Source organism: Ruegeria sp. AM5 (assembly GCF_056540645.1).
Genome location: NZ_JBQFXC010000003.1, coordinates 24204 through 44458, shown reverse-complemented (window position 1 = coordinate 44458; position 20255 = coordinate 24204). Strand labels below are relative to the sequence as shown.

General features: G+C 53.0%; 16 protein-coding genes and 1 riboswitch. Of the genes, 9 read left to right on the top strand and 7 right to left on the bottom strand.

The window, feature by feature from the left end:
• Nucleotides 1–3: 3 nt before the first annotated feature.
• A riboswitch (cobalamin riboswitch) is annotated at nucleotides 4–210 on the bottom strand.
• A 102-nt stretch (nucleotides 211–312) separates the two neighbouring features.
• The 3 genes from ACR0AH_RS09830 to ACR0AH_RS09820 all read left to right on the top strand — a co-directional run bounded on the left by ACR0AH_RS09830 (nucleotide 313) and on the right by ACR0AH_RS09820 (nucleotide 3028).
• The gene (locus ACR0AH_RS09830) at nucleotides 313–1302 is read left to right on the top strand and encodes an NAD(P)-dependent oxidoreductase (protein WP_480591742.1); all 990 of its coding nucleotides are present in this window, start codon (nucleotides 313–315) and stop codon (nucleotides 1300–1302) included.
• A gap of 114 nt (nucleotides 1303–1416) precedes the next feature.
• A complete protein-coding gene (locus ACR0AH_RS09825; protein ID WP_480591739.1) occupies nucleotides 1417–2424 on the top strand; it encodes a glycosyltransferase family 2 protein in 1008 nt (335 codons plus the stop codon).
• Nucleotides 2417–3028 (top strand): class I SAM-dependent methyltransferase, encoded by a 612-nt coding sequence (locus ACR0AH_RS09820; RefSeq protein WP_480591736.1) that lies wholly within the window; start codon nucleotides 2417–2419, stop codon nucleotides 3026–3028. Before ACR0AH_RS09825 ends, ACR0AH_RS09820 begins: the two co-directional genes overlap by 8 nt.
• 124 nt (nucleotides 3029–3152) lie before the next feature.
• Here the strand turns inward: ACR0AH_RS09820 and ACR0AH_RS09815 are convergent, their stop codons facing one another.
• Genes ACR0AH_RS09815 through ACR0AH_RS09805 form a run of 3 tightly spaced genes read right to left on the bottom strand, consistent with a single transcriptional unit; the run spans nucleotide 3153 to nucleotide 6155 of the window.
• Entirely contained in the window at nucleotides 3153–4151 is a 999-nt protein-coding gene (locus tag ACR0AH_RS09815) for an ABC transporter substrate-binding protein (RefSeq protein ID WP_170464927.1), read from the bottom strand.
• The gene (locus ACR0AH_RS09810) at nucleotides 4130–5497 is read right to left on the bottom strand and encodes a sensor histidine kinase (RefSeq protein WP_170625347.1); all 1368 of its coding nucleotides are present in this window, start codon (nucleotides 5495–5497) and stop codon (nucleotides 4130–4132) included. The genes ACR0AH_RS09815 and ACR0AH_RS09810 overlap by 22 nt, the downstream gene beginning before the upstream one ends.
• On the bottom strand, nucleotides 5487–6155 hold the full coding sequence (locus ACR0AH_RS09805; RefSeq protein ID WP_170609335.1) for a response regulator transcription factor: 669 nt from the start codon (nucleotides 6153–6155) through the stop codon (nucleotides 5487–5489). The genes ACR0AH_RS09810 and ACR0AH_RS09805 overlap by 11 nt, the downstream gene beginning before the upstream one ends.
• A gap of 108 nt (nucleotides 6156–6263) precedes the next feature.
• On the opposite strand from ACR0AH_RS09805, the gene ACR0AH_RS09800 reads away from it, so the two are divergent.
• The 6 genes from ACR0AH_RS09800 (at nucleotide 6264) to ACR0AH_RS09775 (ending at nucleotide 12881) form a co-directional block, all read left to right on the top strand.
• The gene (locus ACR0AH_RS09800; RefSeq protein WP_170391824.1) at nucleotides 6264–7241 is read left to right on the top strand and encodes a tripartite tricarboxylate transporter substrate-binding protein; all 978 of its coding nucleotides are present in this window, start codon (nucleotides 6264–6266) and stop codon (nucleotides 7239–7241) included.
• Between the two features lie 66 nt (nucleotides 7242–7307).
• Entirely contained in the window at nucleotides 7308–7790 is a 483-nt protein-coding gene (locus ACR0AH_RS09795; RefSeq protein ID WP_170391822.1) for a tripartite tricarboxylate transporter TctB family protein, read from the top strand.
• A gap of 1 nt (nucleotide 7791) precedes the next feature.
• Nucleotides 7792–9303, top strand: coding sequence for a tripartite tricarboxylate transporter permease (locus ACR0AH_RS09790; RefSeq protein ID WP_170391820.1), 1512 nt, complete (start codon nucleotides 7792–7794; stop codon nucleotides 9301–9303).
• Nucleotides 9293–10480: a CaiB/BaiF CoA transferase family protein gene (locus tag ACR0AH_RS09785; protein WP_480591734.1), complete on the top strand. Its 1188-nt coding sequence runs from the start codon at nucleotides 9293–9295 to the stop codon at nucleotides 10478–10480. The genes ACR0AH_RS09790 and ACR0AH_RS09785 overlap by 11 nt, the downstream gene beginning before the upstream one ends.
• A complete protein-coding gene (locus ACR0AH_RS09780) occupies nucleotides 10477–11250 on the top strand; it encodes a citryl-CoA lyase (protein WP_170609333.1) in 774 nt (257 codons plus the stop codon). The genes ACR0AH_RS09785 and ACR0AH_RS09780 overlap by 4 nt, the downstream gene beginning before the upstream one ends.
• Before the next feature lie 1457 nt (nucleotides 11251–12707).
• Entirely contained in the window at nucleotides 12708–12881 is a 174-nt protein-coding gene (locus tag ACR0AH_RS09775; RefSeq protein ID WP_480591731.1) for a hypothetical protein, read from the top strand.
• Nucleotides 12882–13115: 234 nt separating this feature from the next.
• Here ACR0AH_RS09775 and ACR0AH_RS09770 read toward each other — a convergent pair whose 3' ends face one another.
• The 4 genes from ACR0AH_RS09770 to ACR0AH_RS09755 form a co-directional block, all read right to left on the bottom strand.
• The gene (locus ACR0AH_RS09770; protein ID WP_480591729.1) at nucleotides 13116–15713 is read right to left on the bottom strand and encodes a lantibiotic dehydratase; all 2598 of its coding nucleotides are present in this window, start codon (nucleotides 15711–15713) and stop codon (nucleotides 13116–13118) included.
• Nucleotides 15710–16549 carry a thiopeptide-type bacteriocin biosynthesis protein gene (locus ACR0AH_RS09765; protein ID WP_480591727.1) on the bottom strand — a complete coding sequence of 280 codons (840 nt, stop codon included), beginning with the start codon at nucleotides 16547–16549 and terminating at the stop codon, nucleotides 15710–15712. Before ACR0AH_RS09765 ends, ACR0AH_RS09770 begins: the two co-directional genes overlap by 4 nt.
• Nucleotides 16550–16566: 17 nt before the next feature.
• On the bottom strand, nucleotides 16567–17679 hold the full coding sequence (locus tag ACR0AH_RS09760; RefSeq protein ID WP_480591724.1) for a hypothetical protein: 1113 nt from the start codon (nucleotides 17677–17679) through the stop codon (nucleotides 16567–16569).
• A 514-nt stretch (nucleotides 17680–18193) separates the two neighbouring features.
• Nucleotides 18194–20254, bottom strand: a complete 2061-nt coding sequence (locus ACR0AH_RS09755; protein WP_480591722.1) for a B12-binding domain-containing radical SAM protein — start codon at nucleotides 20252–20254, stop codon at nucleotides 18194–18196.
• Between the last annotated feature and the right edge of the window lies 1 nt (nucleotide 20255).

The following is a 20255-nucleotide window of genomic DNA, read 5'->3' as shown; positions in this document are numbered from 1 at the left end:
CGGTTTCATCTTCGGGCGTTGGCAGGTCTCCCGGCTTGCGGATGTCAGAGGAGGCCTCTGTCGGATGTCCCGCCTTCCCGGCCATACTGCCAGTGGCTTTGGGCACCCTCTCCGGTCACGGTCGCGGGGGCGGCTGCGTTTGACGGCAAAAACCGCTGACGCATTCCCTTTTCATCTGCTCTCGCAGACACCAACGAAAGGGACATGCGGCAGGGCAGGGTTGCTTGTCAAGCGAGTCGCGCCGATCCGTGAAAAAGCGGATAAAAAGCGACCTGTCGGGGTCGCTGGGCGGCATGATACTTCTGCAACGACATGCTGGCATGGCAGCAAGATGCGAACAGGAGGATACCGCGCATGAAAGTAGGGTTTATCGGGCTGGGGAATGTAGGGGGCAAGCTATCTGGATCGCTGCTACGAAACGGTATCGATCTGACGGTTCATGACCTGAACCCGGATCTGGTGACCGAATTCGTCGCCAAGGGTGCCAAAGCCGCCAAAAGTCCGGCGCAGCTGATGCGTGATTGCGATGCGGTGATAACCTGTTTGCCTTCTCCTGCGGCCTCGGATGCGGTGATGCAGGAAATGTTGCCAGAGGTCGGCCCTGGCAAAATCTGGATGGAAATGTCGACCACCGATGAAGCCGAAGTCAAACGCCTTGGCGCAATGGTCATTGAACGAGGCGGGGCTGCAGTGGATTGCCCGGTTTCCGGCGGATGTCACCGGGCAGCGACGGGTAATATCTCGATCTTCGCAGGCTGTGATCGTGAGACTTTTGAACGTATCCTGCCATTCCTGACCACCATGGGGCGGCGCATTTTGCACACGGGCGATCTGGGCTCGGCCTCTGTTCTGAAGGTGTTGACCAATTATCTGGCTACCGCCAACCTGATCACCTGCGCCGAGGCATTGGTGACAGCCAAGGCCGCCGGCATGGACCTTGGAACCACCTATGAGGCGATTAAGATATCGTCAGGCACATCCTTCGTGCACGAGACCGAAAGTCAGGTCATCCTGAACGGCTCGCGCGATATTTCCTTCACCATGGACCTGGTGAAAAAAGATATCGGTCTGTTTCAGGAGGTCGCCGACCGTGCCGGAGTTCCTCTTGAGATAAACCCATTGATGATCAAGATTTTCGAAGATGGCATCGCGCGATATGGTGAGCGTGAATTGTCCCCGAACATCATCAGGCGGCTAGAGGACGCGACCGGACTGGAGATCCAGGCGCCAGGGTTCCCAACCGAGATGCTGGACGACGAGCCAGAAGAACCGGGTTATGAGGTGATCCCACAGAATCGGTAGATAGATTAATCGGCAAGCATTGCGGCTGTCTGGCGACCTGGTTGGACAAAATTCTGGTGCTATTCTAAATAGGTCGACAGGAGTCCGACACCGGCACAGGCAAGAGAACAACTTATGACGAATGAGACCTTTCTCATCGTAACAACGATGAAAAACGAAGGGCCTTTCATGATCGATTGGGTGGCCTACAACCACGCAATCGGTTTTGATGACATTCTGATTTATACCAATGATTGCGCTGATGGTACCGATGCCATGGGTGACCGGTTGCAAGTGCTTGGCTGGGCTCACCACCAACGAAACAGACTGGGTCCGCGCGCTGCGCCTCAGGTTCGTGCATTTTCGCTTGCGCGGAATCACCCAAGCTATCTGTCTTCGGATTGGATTCTCAGTTTGGATGTGGACGAGTATATCAATATCCGTTTGCCCAATAGTGATATAAGAAGCCTCGTTGAGGCCAGCGGCGTGGCGGACGCGATCTCGATCTGCTGGCGCATGTTCGGAAACGCGGGTCAGAACGATTTCGTTGATCGACCCGTACCTGAGACTTTCTTTCTGGCCGCCACCGAAGACGGCTATCCGCATCATCGGACCAAAGGGTTCAAAACGCTGTTCCGCAACAACGGAAAATTCAGCCGTTTTCGCGCCCATCGTCCCAGGATCAATCCAGAAGATGCACCGAACCCTGACGCGCCATACGAAGGCGTGTTGTGGCGGGATTCGGGCGGGAACCTCTACCCAGCAGACCAAGTGAAATGGAAAGCATGGCGTGGTTTCAGCCATGAATTCGCGCGCATTCATCATTATGCTGTGCGCAGCACTGATAGCTTTTTAGTCAAGCGCGACCGTGGGCGCACCAATCATGTGGGGCAGGATCAAGGGTTCAAATACTGGCTCATGATGAACCACAATGATGTTGAGGATCGCTCAATTCTGGAACACATGCCGGCTATGCACGACATCAAAGCTGAGATGATGGCAGATCCGCAATTGGCTGATCTTCATCATAAAGCATGTGAGTGGCACAGGTCGAAAGCCGAAGAATTGAGAGCCAGACCGGATTGGGTTGATCTGGTTGAAGCGTTGCAAAATTCCTCAACCGGAGAAGACGTCTATGGGTGAAGCTGTATCTGCTGAGGATCGCCGCAAGAAGCAAGCTGAGCAGCGCGAGCGGAAGGATTCCCTGCGGCGCGAAATGCTCAAGACCATGCCGCATGGACGGCTGAGCGTTGAAATTGGCGTTTGGAAGGGCGAATTTTCGCGGATTCTGCTGGAAGAGCTAAAGCCCTCGAAATTGTGCCTCATCGATCCCTGGCAAGTACAGCAAGACCCAGATGGCGGTGCTTCGCTTGCCGGAGCGCGCACGCAGAAGGATATGGATCGAATATACGAGGCAGTAACGGGTAAATACAGCACCGAGATCGCCAAGGGGCAAATTTCGATCATTCGCGACTATTCGCGACCGGCGCTAAGCCTGTTTGAAGATCAGAGCATCGGGTTTGCCTATTTGGACGGCGACCATTCCTACGAGGGCGTAAAAACGGATCTGGATGCTTTGCTGCCCAAGATGATCGAAGGCGGCGTAATCATGCTTGACGATTATCACAGGCGCGGTTGGTGGAAAGATGACCTGATGCGTGCGTTCCACGAATTCCTCGGGGCAAATTCTGCGGGGCTGCGGCTCAAGGCCATCATGGGGGCGCAGGTGGCCGTCGAGAAACTTTGAGCCGAGATCATTTTTCTGACTATAGATTCGTGCGACGTAACCCAGGCTGGCTAGTGTCTTCCAGCGTCAACAGTGTTTAGCAACAAGTTCAGCGATGACGGATAGGGTTGTTGTCTAAGTCCGATCATCTTTGAATAGCGGCACTTTCCCAGGCAGACAGGAACTTTCTGCGCTTCAGCGTATCGAGGAACGTCAACAACGCAGGGTCCAGCGCTATCGCTGCGCTTTCGGTCGTGGAGTCCTGCGTGTCCAGAAGTGGCAGTGCTGCCATTGATTCCGGATTCAGCGTGGTCAGGTGCCGGACAAAGGTTTCCGCTTCCTCCGGCAAGCGGCTTTTGCCAGTTACCATGGCGGTTCGCATCATCGTCGTCTGAAAATCGGAAGGCAGAATGATCTGAAGGGCATCCTTTCCTTCTGTTCGTACCGCCGCATAACTGCCAAGCACGTTGTAGGCCACCGCGATTGTACCATCCGCCAGGTCGTTAATCATGTCGCCCGAACAACAATACAGCCGCACATCCAGGCCGCCCAAAACCTCCATCAAGCGCCAATAGGTTTCCGAGGCGCGGGCGTCCTGCGTGGCGAACAAATAGCCCAATCCCGACTGGCGCACGTCATAAGTGCCGACTTTGCCCCGAAAATCATCCGGGCGGGCGCGCAGCGCTTCGATCAGTTCCTGCCGTGTTTGCGGTATTGGTTGTCCTTCGAACGCGGTGCGATTGACAACGATGGTTGCGGGTTCCGAAGTGAAGGCGAACAGACTTTGATGCCATTGCGCCCAAGGGGGGTGCGGAAGATCGTTAAGCGCCAGCGCATATCCGTCATTCGCGAGCTTCAGTTGCAGGTCCATCGCGCTGGAAACGACCACGTCGAACGCTTCTGGCGTGGCTCGGACGCGTCGATCGATATCTGCCGTGCCTGTCACCAGATATTCGACCGATATCGCTGGATTCTGGGCGACGAAATCCTCGATCAGCGGCGCAAACAGGGCGGTATCGGTGCTGGAAATGACCCGCAGTCGGGGGCCGTCGGCACTTTCGTTGAATATTTGTCGGTCTTCCCAATCCTGAGCCCCTGCGCCGCTGGCGAACAGGCACAGGATCAGAGTGACAAGATAACGCATGCGCCGCCCTCCGCTTTGTTTGACAGTACCAGCGTGCCGCCATGGGCGACCGCGACGTCCTGGGCAATGGTTAGCCCGAGGCCCGATCCGATGGTTCCCGCCGCGTTCTGACCACGTTCGAAACGTCTTGTGAGCGTTTCGATTTCATCTGGCGGAAAGCCTGGCCCCTGGTCACTGACCGTGATCCGGGCTGTGGGTGACCCTGCGACATCGATGACTACGGTACTGTCCGCTGGCGCATATTTAAGCGCATTGTCTACCATGTTCCGCACCGCATTTTGGATGAGGATGGGGTCGCCCGAATACATGACCTGCGGATCGCCGCTCAAAGCAAGCGAAAGGTCTTTCATTTCAGCGATGGGCGTCAAGCGCTGGACAAGCTCTCGGATCAGAGTCACCAGATCGATATCCTCGCGCTCCAGATGGTCGGCGCGGAATGTGATCATGGCGTGATCCAGTAGTTGCCCCGCAGCCCGAGAGCTTTCGTCGATGGCGCGCATCATTGATCGTAACGCCTCGCGGTTGTCTTCTCTCTCGACCCGTTGCAGCGTCGCCTCGGCATAAGACCTGACCGTTGCCAGCGGGGTGCGGACCCTATGAGCGGCCTCGGCGATAAAGTCCTCGGATTGGCTGAGAGACTGGTCCAGGCGTCCCATAAGCGAATTCAGCGATGACACCAAAGGCGCCATTTCACGCGGTACTGGTTTTTTGAATGGGCTGAGATCTTGCGGTCCCCGACGGGTGACGGATGTCGTTAATCTGTCGAGCTGACCAATGGTGGCCGAACTCACCCAGAAAGACAATAGAGCCGCAAGTACAAAGAACCCCAATCCCAAAAGGCCGGCATTGCGTGAGATTTGATCCAGCGTCTCCGACAGCGCATCTTGGGTCTGTCCCAAGGCCACTTCGATTTCTGTCTGATTTCCCAGCCCGACCAGTGTGCGGCTGGCACTGACCTGACGAACGTTTTCACCACGCACCTCACCGAAGCGAAAGGTCCATTTTCCATCAGCGGGTCCTTGAGTTGGGGTCAGGTCTTCGTAGCCGGACAGGAACTCGCCATCCTGAAAGATCGCATAAAACACTCGGTCGTCCGACGGCGTGCTCAGCATTGAAAAGGCGGCATAGGGGATATCGACTTCAAGCTCGCCTCCACGCAGCGCCGCGGCATCGAGGATCGAGGTGACTGAGGCACCCAGAATGTTGTCCTGACCTTGCTGGGCAACCTGAACTGCATAGTCGCGGACAGCAAAGAACAGCACGAGGGCCAGAATCGCGGCACCGCCGATTAGCGTTAGCGCAAGACGGTTTCGGAGTGATCCGGAAACGTTTGGATTAGTTGCCATGATCCAGCCTGTATCCCAAACCGCGCAACGTTGTGATCCTGAGCTCCGATTTTTCCAGATGCTTGCGCAGCCGGCCGACATAGACCTCGATGGCATTGTCCGAAACACTGTCGTCGTAGGAGAACAACCGGTCCGCCAGCTTCTGCTTAGAAAACACCTGACCCGGGGCGTTGATCAGCAGTTCCAACAAGCGCAGTTCGCGGTTGCGAAGCGAGACGATATCGTCGCCCACCGTCAAATGACCTGCAACCGGATCAAAGACGACGCCGCCAATTTCAATCGTCGTTTTGGTCTTGCCGGATTTGCGTCTCAGCACTGCGCGGCAGCGCGCCTCAAGTTCGGCATGGTCGAAGGGTTTGGTGACATAATCGTCCGCCCCAAGATCGAGTGAGCCGATTCGATCCGACACTTGACTGCGGGCGGTCAGAACGATGACAGGTGTGTCCAGATGGCTGGCGCGATGCCGTTTGAGGAAATCCCGCCCATCCCCGTCGGGAAGCATGATGTCCAGCAGGATCAGGTCATACTCATCGATTTCAACAAAGGCCACAGCATCTTCTATTTTCTCTGCGTGATCAACCACATGCCCGTCCAGCCGCATGCGCGAGCTTATGGCATTGGCGAGGTCCAGATTGTCTTCGACCAAGAGGAATTTCATCGGGATCCAATAGTAATTTCACCCATGACAGGTTGATGTCAGGTTGATGTGTTTAGGTTTCGAATAATCTGAGCCGCACTGCGGCCGGTTGTCAAACGGGAGGAATTCATGACGACAATCAAACTGGGCCGTCGCGCCCTGATCGCGGCTGTGACCGCTATTGGTCTGGCTGGACCGACTTTCGCTGAAGAGGTCGTAGATAGCATCCACTTTCTGATCCCCGGTGGCGCAGGGGGCGGCTGGGACGGCACTGCCCGTGGCACAGGTGAGGCGCTGACGAATGCGGGTCTCGTGGGAACTGCATCCTACGAAAACATGTCGGGCGGCGGCGGTGGTAAAGCCATCGGATATCTGATCGAAAACGCCGACAGCAACCACGGCACGCTCATGGTCAACTCGACCCCGATCGTGATCCGCTCTCTGACCGGAGTGTTCCCGCACAATTTCCGCGACCTGACACTGGTCTCGGGCACGATCGGTGATTACGCGGCGATTGTTGTGGGCAAAGACAGCCCCATCAATTCAATGGCGGACCTGCTAGCCGCGTATGACGCCGATCCAAGTACAACGGCCATCGGCGGTGGTTCTGTGCCGGGTGGGATGGACCATCTGGTCGCGGCGATGGTTATGGAAGCGGCAGGCAAGGACGCTTTGGGCGTGAAGTACATCCCCTATGATGCAGGTGGCAAAGCGATGGCCGCGCTTCTGTCCGGTGAGATTGCCGCGCTGTCGACCGGTTTCTCGGAGGCTGTCGATCTGGCGAATGCGGGTGAGGTGAAGATCATTGGCGTCACCGCAGAAGAGCGCGTGGATGCAGCCCCTGATGCGCAGACCATGAAAGAGCAGGGCATCGACACAACTTTCGTGAACTGGCGTGGGTTCTTTGCTGCTCCTGGTCTGCCAGAGGACAAGCTGGTCGCTTATCAAGAAGCCATCGCCAAGATGTATGACACACCTGAATGGGAAGAGGTCCGCGCCCGTAACGGTTGGGTGAACATCCACAACTCGGGTGCTGATTTCCAATCGTTCCTGGAACAGCAGGAAAAGCAGATCGGCGATCTGATGAAAAAGTTGGGTTTCCTGTAAGGATACCTCGGGCAGAGCGGGCAACCGCTCTGCCTCAACCAACAATAAATCAAAGGAGGGGGAAACATGGCGCTGGATCGCTGGATCGCGCTCGTTTTGCTGGGCATATGCCTGACATATGGCTACACCGCCTGGTTCACGATGGATGGCAGTCTGCCCCCCTTCATGCAGCGCAACCCCATTTGGCCGAGCACCTTTCCCAAGGTGCTGTCGATTTTGGGGATAATTGCCACAACGATTATTCTGCTGGGATTTGAAAAGGCTGAGCCCAAAGAGGCTGATATCGATTATCGGAGGCTGGGCGAATATCACTTGGGCCAGGCGCTGCTGTTGCTGGCTTTGATGGTTGCCTATGCGCTGTGCCTGCGTCCGGTTGGATTTCTGATCTCGACATCCGGGTTCCTGATCCTCGGTTCTTTCATTCTGGGCGAACGCAAATGGCACGTCATGCTGCCGGTTGCCATAATCGCTACAGGTTCAGTCTGGTACCTCGTGCAAGAGGTTCTTGGCATCTACATGCGACCCTTGCCGGGCGTTTTCGGAGGCTGACATGCTTGAAGGATTGTTGATCGGCCTACAAACGGCATTCTCCATCCAAAACTTGTTGATGGTCATAGCGGGCTGTCTGATTGGTACATTCATCGGCATGCTTCCCGGTCTTGGGCCGATGTCGATCATCGCCATAATGATTCCGGTCGCCATTTCGATGGGCGATCCCTCCGCCGCATTGATCCTGCTTGCCGGTGTCTATTACGGCGCGATCTTTGGTGGCTCGACATCTTCCATTCTTCTGAACGCGCCGGGGGTCGCGGGAACCGTGGCCTCAAGCTTCGACGGCTATCCGATGGCTCGCCAGGGCAAAGCCGGGAAGGCGCTCACAGTTGCCGCTATCGCCAGTTTCGCCGGGGGTACGATAGGTGCGCTGCTACTGATGGTCTTTGCGCCTGCATTATCCTCGGTCGCACTGCTGTTCCACTCGGCTGAGTACTTTGCCTTGATGGTAGTGGGTCTGTCCGCCATCGCCGCTTTTGCGGGAACCGGACAGGTGGCCAAGGCAATTGTCATGACCATTCTCGGGCTGATCATGGCCACCGTCGGCGAGGGCGCGCTGTTCAACTTGCCGCGTTTCACGATGGGGATCATGGATCTGCAGTCCGGCTTTGGTTTCATCACGCTTGCAATGGCGATGTTTGCCCTGCCCGAAGCGCTGTTTCTGGTTCTCAAACCCAAGGACCTGCAAGGCGACGAAGGCGAAATCAAGGACCTGCGCATCACAGGATCCGAGGCAAAGGCCATCGCTCCGGTGGTTGGTCGCCAATCTGTGCAGGGTTTCTTTATCGGTGTGCTTCCGGGGGCAGGGGCAACGATTGCCAGTTTCCTTGGCTATGCGGTTGAACGCAATATTGCCCCGAAAGAAGAGCAGGAGGAGTTCGGCAAAGGCTCGATCAAAGGTCTGGCAGCACCCGAGACAGCTAACAATGCTGCCTGTACCGGTTCCTTTGTTCCGTTGCTGACGCTCGGCATTCCAGGTTCCGGAACTACGGCCATTTTGTTGGGCGCCCTGATCGCGCTGAATGTGACACCGGGTCCGCGCCTGATGATCGACGAGCCACAGGTATTCTGGGCTGTCATTATGTCGATGTTCATTGGCAATCTGGTGCTGCTGATCCTGAACCTGCCGTTGATCCCCTATATCGCCAAGGTGCTTGCAGTACCGCGCAACTATCTGATCCCGTTCATTTTGTTCTTCACCCTCATGGGGGCCTATATCGGGCAGAACAATGCCACGGAACTGCTGATATTGGTCGGCTTCGGCGTCTGCGCCACAGCACTGAAATTTGCCGATTACCCTCTGGCACCGCTGCTGATCGGTTTCATCCTTGGCGGCATGATGGAGGATAACTTCGCCCGTTCCATGCAGCTGTATGACGGCATCGCCTTTATCTGGGAACGTCCGATGACGCTGGGCCTGTTGGTGATTGCCCTCCTTCTGGTGCTGTTGCCCAGTTACCGCGCACGTCGCGCCAAGGCGCGAGCGGCAGGCGTGGCCGATGGCGACTGAGCCACTTTCAGGCATCCGGGTTCTTGACCTGACTAATGTCCTGGCCGGGCCGTATTGTTGCTACCAACTGGCCCTGATGGGGGCCGAAGTGATCAAGGTCGAACGCCCCGACAGCGGAGATCTGGCCCGTGTGCTGGGGGCGGATCCTGATCGGAACAAGGCCGGCATGGGCATCAGCTTTCTGGCGCAGAATGCAGATAAGAAATCCGTGACTTTGGATATGAAGGCTGATCGGGGAAAGGCTCTGCTCAAGCGGCTGGTCAAGACTGCCGATGTGCTGGTCGAGAACTTCCGGCCCGGCGTGATGGACCGGCTTGGGCTGGGGTATCAGGTTCTGCGCGCCGAGAACCCCAGACTGATTTATTGTGCCATCAGCGGGTTTGGTCAGGATGGACCACGCCGAGACGACCCGGCCTATGACCAGATCGTGCAGGGGATCAGCGGTGTCATGTCAATCACAGGTGCGTCGGATACCGCGCCTTACCGGGTCGGCTATCCTCTGGCAGATACCGTCGGCGGGATGACGGCGGCCTTTGCCGTAAGCGCGGCCTTGAATGCCAACCCGCGCGGGGCATTCCTTGATGTCGCAATGAACGAGACGGTGGTTTCGACCATGGGGTGGGTGGTGTCCAACTATCTGGTCGGTGGTGTGACTCCTGCGCCGCATGGGAACGAAAACACAACGTCGGCCCCGTCCGGAACTTTTGCCACATCCGACAACCCTATTAATATCGCCGCCAATCGCGACGAACAATGGCATGCGCTCGCCCAACATCTGGGCCGCGCCGACCTTTTGACGCATCCGGACTACCTAACCCGCGAGGATCGCAAGACCAACCGGCATGAATTGCGCCAAGAACTGGAACGCACGCTTTCTACCCGTCCATCCAGTGATTGGGTCCAAGAGTTGAATGCGTTGGGTGTACCGGCCGGGCCGGTTATGACGGTGCCGCAGGCTTTGTCCGACGATCAACTCTCAGGTCGCGGGCTGATTGGAACTCTGTCGGCGCACGGAGAGAGTTTACGCCTTGCGGGCAGCCCAGTGGTCATTGATGGCGCACGCCGCATGCCACGATCCGCACCACCGGATCTTGGGGCCGACAACCTCTCGATTTGGGCCGAGCTTGGACTGTCGGACGCAGAGATCGAAACGTTGCGACATGAGAGGGTGATATGAGCGATGTTGCCGATTGGTGGCGCACCGCCATCATCGATATGGAGCCCGGACGCATTGAACTGCGTGGCCAGCCGATTCAAGACCTGATCGGCAATCTGGGTTTCGCTGAAATGATCTGGTTGATGGTGCGGGGTGACAGACCGACACCTGCGCAGGCTCGATTGTTCGAGGCCGCTTTGGTCGCCGCCGTGGATCACGGCCCGCAAGCCCCCTCGATCGCGGCTGCACGAATGGCGGTGACCTGCGGGCTGTCTCTAAACAACGCGATGGCGAGTGCTGTTAACATGCTGGGTGACATCCATGGTGGTGCCGGCGAGCAGGCGATGGAGCTTTATCACTTTGTAGACGCCCATGCCGAAGGCCCAGAACAGGCATTAGACGACTGGATCGCCGAACGCGGGAAGATACTGCCGGGTTTCGGGCATCGGTTCCATACACCGACGGACCCGCGCGCACCCCGGCTGATGGCCCTGGTCGCTGATGCGGTCGAACAGGACGCCTGCGAGGGTCGGTTCATGAAAGTCGGGCAAGCCGTGGAAACCGACCTGATGCGCCGGAAAGGCAAGCCGGTGCCGATGAATATCGATGGTGTCACGGCAGTGATCTATGCAGAGCTAGGCTTTGCCCCGCCATTGGCACGAGGCTTATTTTGCCTTTCGCGGTCGGTCGGCATTCTGGCCCATGCCTGGGAGCAGACCCAGCAAGGCGGACGCAACAAAGGCCCTACGCCGCCCCACTATCGCTGGACATATCTAGGCGATGGAAGTTGAGGTATGCCGCCTGTCGTTTCTCATGGCTTCGGATGCCTTTTATCCAGATTCTGAAACACAGCGACATAGTTTGTGGCTAGAGCCTTCGCCTTGCGGCCAACACCGTCCAGAACTGCGTAGTACAGGAGCTGGATAATTTGGGTGAAGTGACGTCGCAGCTGACACAGGTAGGACTGGCGTAGCGTGTTGTCGTTTTCCAGGAAAATGCGCACAAGGCGGACAACGTAATCGCCCTAAGTCAATTATCTAGAGTGAATTGGAGGCGAGTACCGGAATCGAACCGGTGTACACGGATTTGCAATCCATACTAGAATGCTGTTTTTACTAAATAAATCTGTAAAATACGCCTCTTCCTGCCCATGAAAGATCAATGGTTTAGCAGCAGTGCGTAAAAGGGTTTCATTGGTTTTGTCGAGCCGCCAAGCTGCGGTGCTTCGAGACAAATTCGCATGATTGGCAATCAGCATATGGCCAGTCGCTGGCCAGCCTCAATTAGGCGCAGCGGGCAGTCATTGGGCGGGGGTCTCTATAGAAAGCGCCGATATGCCTTTCATGGCGGCTGTCCGCTATCAAGCTCTGTTCATTCACCTCATCGCCGGGGGCTATCGGCTCCTCCATTCTTGCGCTTGCTGTCCCGCGCCCCGGGTGGTGTGGGGTGCAAAAAAATCACCCCGATTACCCAAGAGCGGGAGACTAATGCGGCCTCTGCCGTAGTCCGGCAGAGAAGGAATGAGGCTAAAAACACCTCATCGGCGTCTAAAAGTCACCACAGTCACCACAAACTCACCACTATTTACCCTTCTAACTATTTGAAAATAAAGGATGGGGTGGAGGTGGTGAGGGTGGTGATAGCCCTATTATGCGTGAGAAAATTTATATATACTAAAAAAACTAAAAACATTGAGACGCACTCACCTCCACCACCACGCTCACCAGCCCAAGCCCAAGCCCGCATAGGTTCTTTGGCGAGTGATCTTTCATGGGTAATTCGAGCGCATGTGCCTCGTGAATTTTTTTATTTTCTGGTGGCGAGCACTTTGGGTTGTGGTTGTTGTTTTCCGCGATTGGTAGTTGGCATCAAGTTCAGTCGGCTTGCATCCGGCCCGAAGTCTGGGTCGGTCATGCAGACGCGCAACCAGAGACGTTTGTGGTGGCTGCACGTAACCTTGACTAGTTCTCGGGCGCGGGAAGAGTACCGCACCAAAAATTCTCAGTTTCGGACCGAACGCTCGCTCAAATCGGCGCAACAATCAAAAAAGTGGAGTATTTTTTATGCTCTACAGAGTTGAGGATAAGACGCTGAAACGTTCATCTTTTGACATAGAAATCCAACCAAATGGGAAAGACGAACGCAGATTGAAAATCTCGTTCTCTTCCGAAACCCCATACCTGCGCATAACCTAGACACGGGCGAGGGATTTTGGGAAGTTTTGGGGCACGGCACTAATGAGGTGGATTTGACCCGCCTGAATTCGGGCGCCGCTCCCCTTTTGAAAGACCACATGCCCGTTCTGGACTCCAAGATTGGTGTGATTGAACGGGCATGGTTGGGCGCGGGCAAAGGGCATGCTTTGGTGCGCTTTTCCGACACCCCAGAAGCCAACACCGTTCTGGTCCGATGCTGGTTTTGAGCGTGAGTGTTCAAAAGAGATGCGTCACATCACCGGTAAAGCACCGAACGGCCTACATGTGCCACCGGTCGCTTTGGCCAACCCCAGAATGTATGTCTTCACCGCCGTCGTTCTTAAGTTGATCGAGATACTCAATGCTGTTCTAAAAGCAGGAGAACCGGCGAGGCGGAACTGATCAGCATTGCGTTTGCCAACCTTCGGCGCGACATCTGCGTACTGGAAAGGCATATGAGCCTAAGTCGACAATTGTTCAGTTTCAAAGTTACTAAAATTCCGCCAGAACTCCTGATCTCCGGACCACGCGACAGCAAATTCCGAAATGTAGCGTTGGCCCAAGCTATCCTTTACCGCGTTATGCTCGTTGCATGGAAAAGCTTCCTGAAGCTGAACAAAACCAGGAGACCTGAGTACCTCGGAGAGAACGAGCTCTACAAAAATGATACTGCTAGTGGGTAGTAATATTTCAGTTGCTCGCACGGGCTGGCCGACACAAACATATTGAGGCAAACGGTATTTTTTCACTAATCGCCGCCACGCTACGTACCTGTCCCATCCATTTTTGTTGCCTAGTGTCGCTACTTCGGAAGTTGTTAGACTGCTTCGGGCTGCAGAAACTACTGCCGCATCTAACGAGATCCTTGGCAACTTACCTGTTTCATAAAGCTCTGAGGAAAGGTTCGGCATGGGATAGGCGAGTGAGGGACGCCCCAGAAGAGCGTTCAAATCGCAGAAAAACCTTTCTTCAGCTCGCAGCGCAGTAGGAGAAACCGCACTACGGGGACTGACGATGATCTTTGTTTTTCCGGAGGAGATTACGGGGCGATTGTTCAATCCGATCCCGATCGTTAATTTACCATTCTGCAAAGAGGAACTCACATCGGCCCAAGAGTGCTGTGAGTACACTGGGCGGCAAAGCGCGTTTGGGTTTCCACTTGCGGATACCGGCAGATCAAGAAATTTTAGATCTCTGTTCTCCGTCTCTAAACTCTCCAAACTGGCTCTTAGCCAAAAGATGAAATCATCAGCGGTGTCTGCACTCAAAACTGGCGAAAATCGCGAGTAGAATGCTGCGGGTTCGTGAGAAAAAGGTCCAAACCTGAAACTGTAACTGTCCCCCGCAACACCAATTCGCACCAACGCAGAGCCAGGAGGCAAGTCGTGGCGGTAGCTTCCACTATTGGAAGGAACTGAAACCTCGGCAAGCTTTCGAAACTGAGAAATCGTATCGTTGAGACCGCGAAAAAATTTTTTTAGTCTATCCGAAGAAAGTCCAACGCGTTTTGAGAATGCTATTACCTCACTATCCCAGCTATTTCCCCGAAGCGGAGTTGGAAATCTTTCGCCTTTCAATGACCTCAGTGTACTGTTGTCGGACTTTCCGATATTTTCGGACCGCGACTTAAATTGAGACATCATGGCTTCGGATTCTGCATGAGCGGCCATCTCTCCGATCCCGAATTTGTCGAAGTCCCAGGTCATTCTGATGTGTCGCTCTAGATCATCAAACACATCTCGTCTTATGCCCACCTCCAGTGAAGACTTTTTGTCTACAAACACTAATCGCTCGTTAGACCAGACCATCTTCTTTTCATACTCGGCATAGAGCTCATCAACAGACAGCTTAATCTGCTTAAGTGCACTTGAGACCGCATGGTGATCACTTTGAAGCGCGTATTGTGAAACATCTCTACAGTACCGTTGCATCTTCACTATGCATTTCTGCCAAGTTGTTTTCTCTGAACCAGGTAGATGGCTCACTAACACCTGAAGGGCATCCCAAGCGTCGGTGTAATGCTTTGGGATTCCCGGTACTGGATCGAAGATGTTCTTGGATATTAGAACGCGTACCAATTCCTCACTTTTCACGGAAACTGCACTGAAAGCTTCTAATAAGTCTGCATACTTGACCAATTGGTTATTGCCGAATTTCTCTAGAACGCCTTCTAGATTGCTGCATTCAAAATGATCGTTCAACTCTTTCAGACTCTGCCGCTTGAGCTCTCTGTAAAGCGGATACTTGGTTAATGTGCTGCCCCCAAATTGGAACTTATAGTGAAAGAGTTTCGCCCAGGGCGGGGTAGAGGAAACGTATGTAAACAATTCGAAAAATGGTTTAAGGTTTGGTGCAGCCAACACTCTTTCCTGTCCTTTGCTAACGGAAAGATGAGCTCTGTGATTGTCAAGGATAGTGGCTATTGACACTGCTGACCAAAGCCCATTTGGGGTAGGTCGCCCAACAGCTCTGAGAAGGTAGAGAGCTAGTTTGCGATTTAGTCGTTCGTTCAAAAAACTTCGTGAAGATGTTTTAATCGTATCGTGATAAATTGAAGGGCTCGAAGTACACAGACTTGTAAGAAACTTTGGATCGCAGGCTGTCTTGTGGAGAATTCTAGTGGCTGAAATTCTTCTCTGTTCGTACTCATCACGCAGGCGGGTAGTCTTGACCTGAAACTCTTCGCGACGGTTTTGTATGGATATTAGCTTTGTCCGAAGAATGTCGTTGATGCCTAGCACTCCACTTTCGCAGAGTGTTTCTTCCGACAAAGGAGTAAGCTCACGAGTTAACTGACGTTTAACATCCAAAAGTGAGGATCTTAACCGCTTACATTCGACGTCAGGTACTAATTTGTAGATCGCTTCGCATATAGATTGGCTGTCAGCTTGTAGTAGATCCTTCTCTTCAATCCAACGATCAGTTTCCGTTGCATAATCTTCGGTAAGAAAGGGCTGGATGGTGTCAATCGGGAATTCAGAAATTCTCGATACTATTGGGCCGATACAAGAATCGACGGAGGAGGTTGTTGGAGTTCTTTCCAATTCACTCTCCTTCATCTCCTCAGGTGACGGTCCGTTCGACTGGCAACGCCGCGCAGCCCTGCGTGCGGGTCCCATGCTTTCTCCATACAAGTGGACAAAGATCGAACCCATCGTGCCCCAAAACCAAATCGATTGAAGTGAAATATAGCATGGTGTGCAAGAAGTGCTCTCAGGCCTACATTTAGTTTACCTTCATTAAATGCGGCCAGCAGTGCCAAAGAATAGGTTCGATTTGCTATCTCGTAAATGTTCAGTACGTCTTCTAAAGCCGTGGCGCGTAGTCTTCCCAGACTTGGTTTGCGGCACTTAGCTTGAAGGCTAGCATTTGTTACGTTGACCCTCATGCCTGATAGAAAAGATACGTTATGCCAGACGTCGCAAACCTCGCCTGGATCTTGAAGCGTTCGGAAAAATAGATCGTTCAGCATTGCTATGGACACTTCGGCGAAAACACTCTTCCGCGGAACATACGGTCGCCCAAGGACCAATTGCATCCAAGCGTCAGTATCATCGCTCCAGTGCTTGTGTACATCCGGCATGATGTGCGGTCCACCAAGCTTTATGTGCTCTGGCTCGTAGATAGCCTTTGCGAAGGAAGCAATTTGATTTTCTGATTCGGCGAAATCCAATACGTCTACAATCTGCTTTAATATTACCTCCTCTGCCCCAGTTATTCTCAGGCGAATATCCGGCGGCTTCCGTTGGAAAAAAACGTCAGAGACGCTACCACAGAAACGGAGTCTTTTTAGTTCTGGCGCAAGACGAGAGAACAGTAATCGCGCGCTTTGCGAAGCGGTGAATTGACCGCGGTTCAGTTGGATATTGAACTGCACGGTTGTGATTTTGGGCATGAGCGAACAATACTCCCTCAATTCTTGCTTTCACCTAATCCCATGTTGGAATTTTGTTCCGTCCAATCTCTAAGTGAGCTCAAAGCTCTTTGCATCGGAAGGGCTTTGGAGACATCAGACCTGAGTAGTTTTTCTAGATGTTCAAGCGCGGCAAAGTCGTACATCGCCTGTACGAAGTCTGCGACAGTCACCTGTCGCTCGCGCAGCCATCGCTCGAAATGTTCACCCTCCAATAAATCGAATTGTTTTCTGATTCGACGAGAGACTTCACGCACAGCTTGATTTCCAATCTTTTGTGAGCTCCTTGCGACCTCAGCTCGAGAAAGGAGCCTCAGTAGGGCTTTTTTTTCGCTTACTGCAGTCGGCTCACGGCAAAACCAACTTTCTGAGCCAGCGAATTTGGATGTTTCTATTCGCTCGCGAACTTGGTTTCGGGATGCTTGAAGCAACGCAGTATCATTCTTGGTAAGTTGTTTTCTCGCATCGTAAAGACGCGAGTGTTCCACTAAAGCGCTTTCAGCTAGCCTAGAGCTCGGGCAATCTTCAGCCAGCACAAATGCTAGTGCTTTGTGAAATTCTCGAGTGTTTTCCGGGAGCGCGTTGCTCAATATTTGGGAGATGTCGCGATCCAAACGGTGGGTTTGCAGGGTGAATTCGCGAATTCGTGTGAACGAAGAACGCGATAGATGTCCTGCTTCGTATGCGCGTTCGCAAATAGAACAGATGTCGTAAACTGATTCAGTTAGCCGAGAGTAGTCTGCCTCCTCGGATCCATGCGTGTGCATTACGGCTTCTAAGCTGGGAAGAAGTCCTAACTTATCAAAATCAACTCTATTCCCCAGCAAGCCTAGGCAACTGTCGTAGAAGTCATGGAGCACAACATTTCCTGCCGCACCGCCAGCATATACTTTCGTACCAGATGCTGCCAGCGCGCCTGCCTCACTTCGAATCTTGTCAAGTGAACCAACGTCACTATCGATATCGATAATTGTAATCGACCTTAAAGATGCTAGGTTCAGCGATCTGATCTTAGTGAGCTGCCCGGCTTGCAACGGAGGCAAATAAGCCGCGTTTGCTACGCCACGAGCCGCACGATGGTCCAGAGACGGACCCAGGAAAACTATGTCCATTTGCGAAGCTAGACCCGCCCGCTTAGGAGGCGATTTCGACTAGCCTACCAGGGACACATTACCGTTCCGGCGGCGAGGTCGTCATCGATTACCGACTTATCGATCCTCGGGCACTTCATTACGCCACCAACGGCGCGGAGAGCGGATGGGGCAATTTCGTCTAGACCAGCCCTTAGTTTCTTTACGTCTTCATCCGCCATTCGAGTGCGCTCTAAAACCTCGGGCCTCAAGTAATAGTGGCGGCCCTCATCATCGGTAATGATCAATCCGAATTCTTGGTCACCTTTTTCAGCCATTTCAATTCCTCCAACATCTCAATAACGACAGTATCTCACGATTCGCGGAGGGCAACAAACTTTAGTATCGAAAGAGCCAAACTACTCAACGACAATGTGCTGAGAACACTCCATCTAATCTCCGTGCGACGAGATTCATTCGTGTCATTTTCAGATGCTGTCTAAGGCCTGGGCTTAAACTGAAGCCAAGTATCGTGTAACTACCAGATTGACTCGAGTTAAGAGCTTAACCGCAGCTGCAAGATTCGCGCGCGCAAAAGCCCGTCTATGAATTCACGGACCGTGTCCGGCATCAATAAACCATCACCGCTTAACAATGAAATTCGTTCGGCTAACCCAGAAAGGTTCACAGGTCTTGAGGAAACCAAGCCCAAGTAGAAGTGTTCCTCAAGCTCTACCGATCCCCATCGAGAGTTGACGATTGTTTGGTCGCCATTTTTTCTGTGATAGGCTGCCGGATTCCATTCCAAAGTGAATTTGCTGTCATTTCCGCTTGGAAGAAGCGTTCGCCACTCAAAGGGTGCTTCGGGGTAAAACTCGCTATAAAGAATGGAATGCTCTTCTAGTGGAGGCCAGAGCGGGATTGGAGCATTATTGAAATCGCCATACGTCTTCATGAGAGCTTCGTAAAACTCTCTGATCAGCTTTGCGACCTCACTTTGCTCAAGGCCCCGAGTATTGGTCCACTCAGATCGCTCCAAGCCAATATTGAAATCGTTGTTTAGAGCCGATTCATCGATTTCAATACCAAGCTCGCGTCTTCGATCGAAGTACGCGGTTCGAAGTTCAAGTCCAAACGGATGAATATCAAAGCTATTTCCTGCCTTTGAAATCAAATCAGAGTTTTCATAAAAAAAACTGAATGTATTCCGCGCGCTCTTCTCTCTTTCTTCAGGAAATCCAATTATTGAGAATACATGAAAATTTATTCCTGCTTGACTGCATGCTTCTAGAACACTTCTAACGTTCGAGAGTTGAATCCCTTTGTCCATATGGTCCAAAGTTTCTTGGTCACCGGACTCCAGTCCAAAAAACAGTTTTCTAAATCCCATTCGGAATAGTTTTGAACAAATTTGCTTCGTGAAGCCAGGCTCGAGTCGCGCATATCCCGTAAATCTAAAATCTCGCTCACTGTAAGGCTCCAATGCATCACTAAGAGAGCTCAACAACTTCGGTGCTAAAGCCTCGTCAGTTATTTCAAAGTGACGACACTTGTGTCGCTCATTAAGCGACAAGATGTCTTGCTTAATGAGTTCTGTACTCCTGATGCGGTAGGGCTTTTTTGAGATATGATTGACGAACGGAATATCACAGAATTTGCAGCGATTGAAGTAACACCCCTTCCCAACAAGTATTGGGAGAACCAAAGATGGGGCAAGATATTTTTTGAGGGGCAATCCCTCGAAATCGGGAGTCGGTAAGTCGTTTACGTTTTCAACATGGGGTTTTGTAAACTGAATTGAGCCATCTTTTGAATAGAGGCAATTGGGGACCTTGGAAAAGTCGTGTTTGCCATCCAGTTGGTTTGCGAGCTCAACGATTGCCGTTTCCCCCTCATAAACGATGACTGCATTACAAAAGTTGTCAAAGAAAGAGGGCATCTTTTGAAGTTCTTCTGAGAACTTACTAAACACTGTACCGCCGACTACCACAAAATGCCCGCGTTGCCGAAGACGTTTTGCGAGTGTAAGTCCAGGGAATATCTGCTGCCTGTTCGTAATCGTTATGCCAACAATGTCCGGGTTGGTGGCGTCTAGACGCGGAACAAAGTCTCGCTGCCAATAATCTTCGAAGATATTTGCTGACGGGATAGAGGCCACACTGATGAGATCCGAGAGTTTCCTCTCATCATACTGCCCAATGCCGTAGGTGATGGGATGTATGCTGTACTTGATTTCGTAGGGAGAAGCCATGCTCGCTAGATCAGTGCAATCGAAAATAACTTCTCTAGCGGCATGAAACTTGTGTGGATCATAGAAATCCTTAGATCGAAGAACTCCTAACGCCCATGTACTCATCCCGATTAATTCAGAGCCGTGATTGAGTAACCTATCTGCACTTTTCAGGTTTGCAACCGTGCCAAGGCTTTTCTTTTTTTGGAGCAACTTGAGGTTTTGGGATATCGTGTCTTTTTCCATCAACCACAGTAAACTTTCGAGATCTAGGTCGTACAAATCCGTCGAGATGTTTGCGTTGCGCAAAGCGCCAGCAAGCGAAGGTAGTGCCAGATGGGGCGCGCGCGGATCGGTTGCAGGGGGGAATACTAGGGCAGCTTTCATA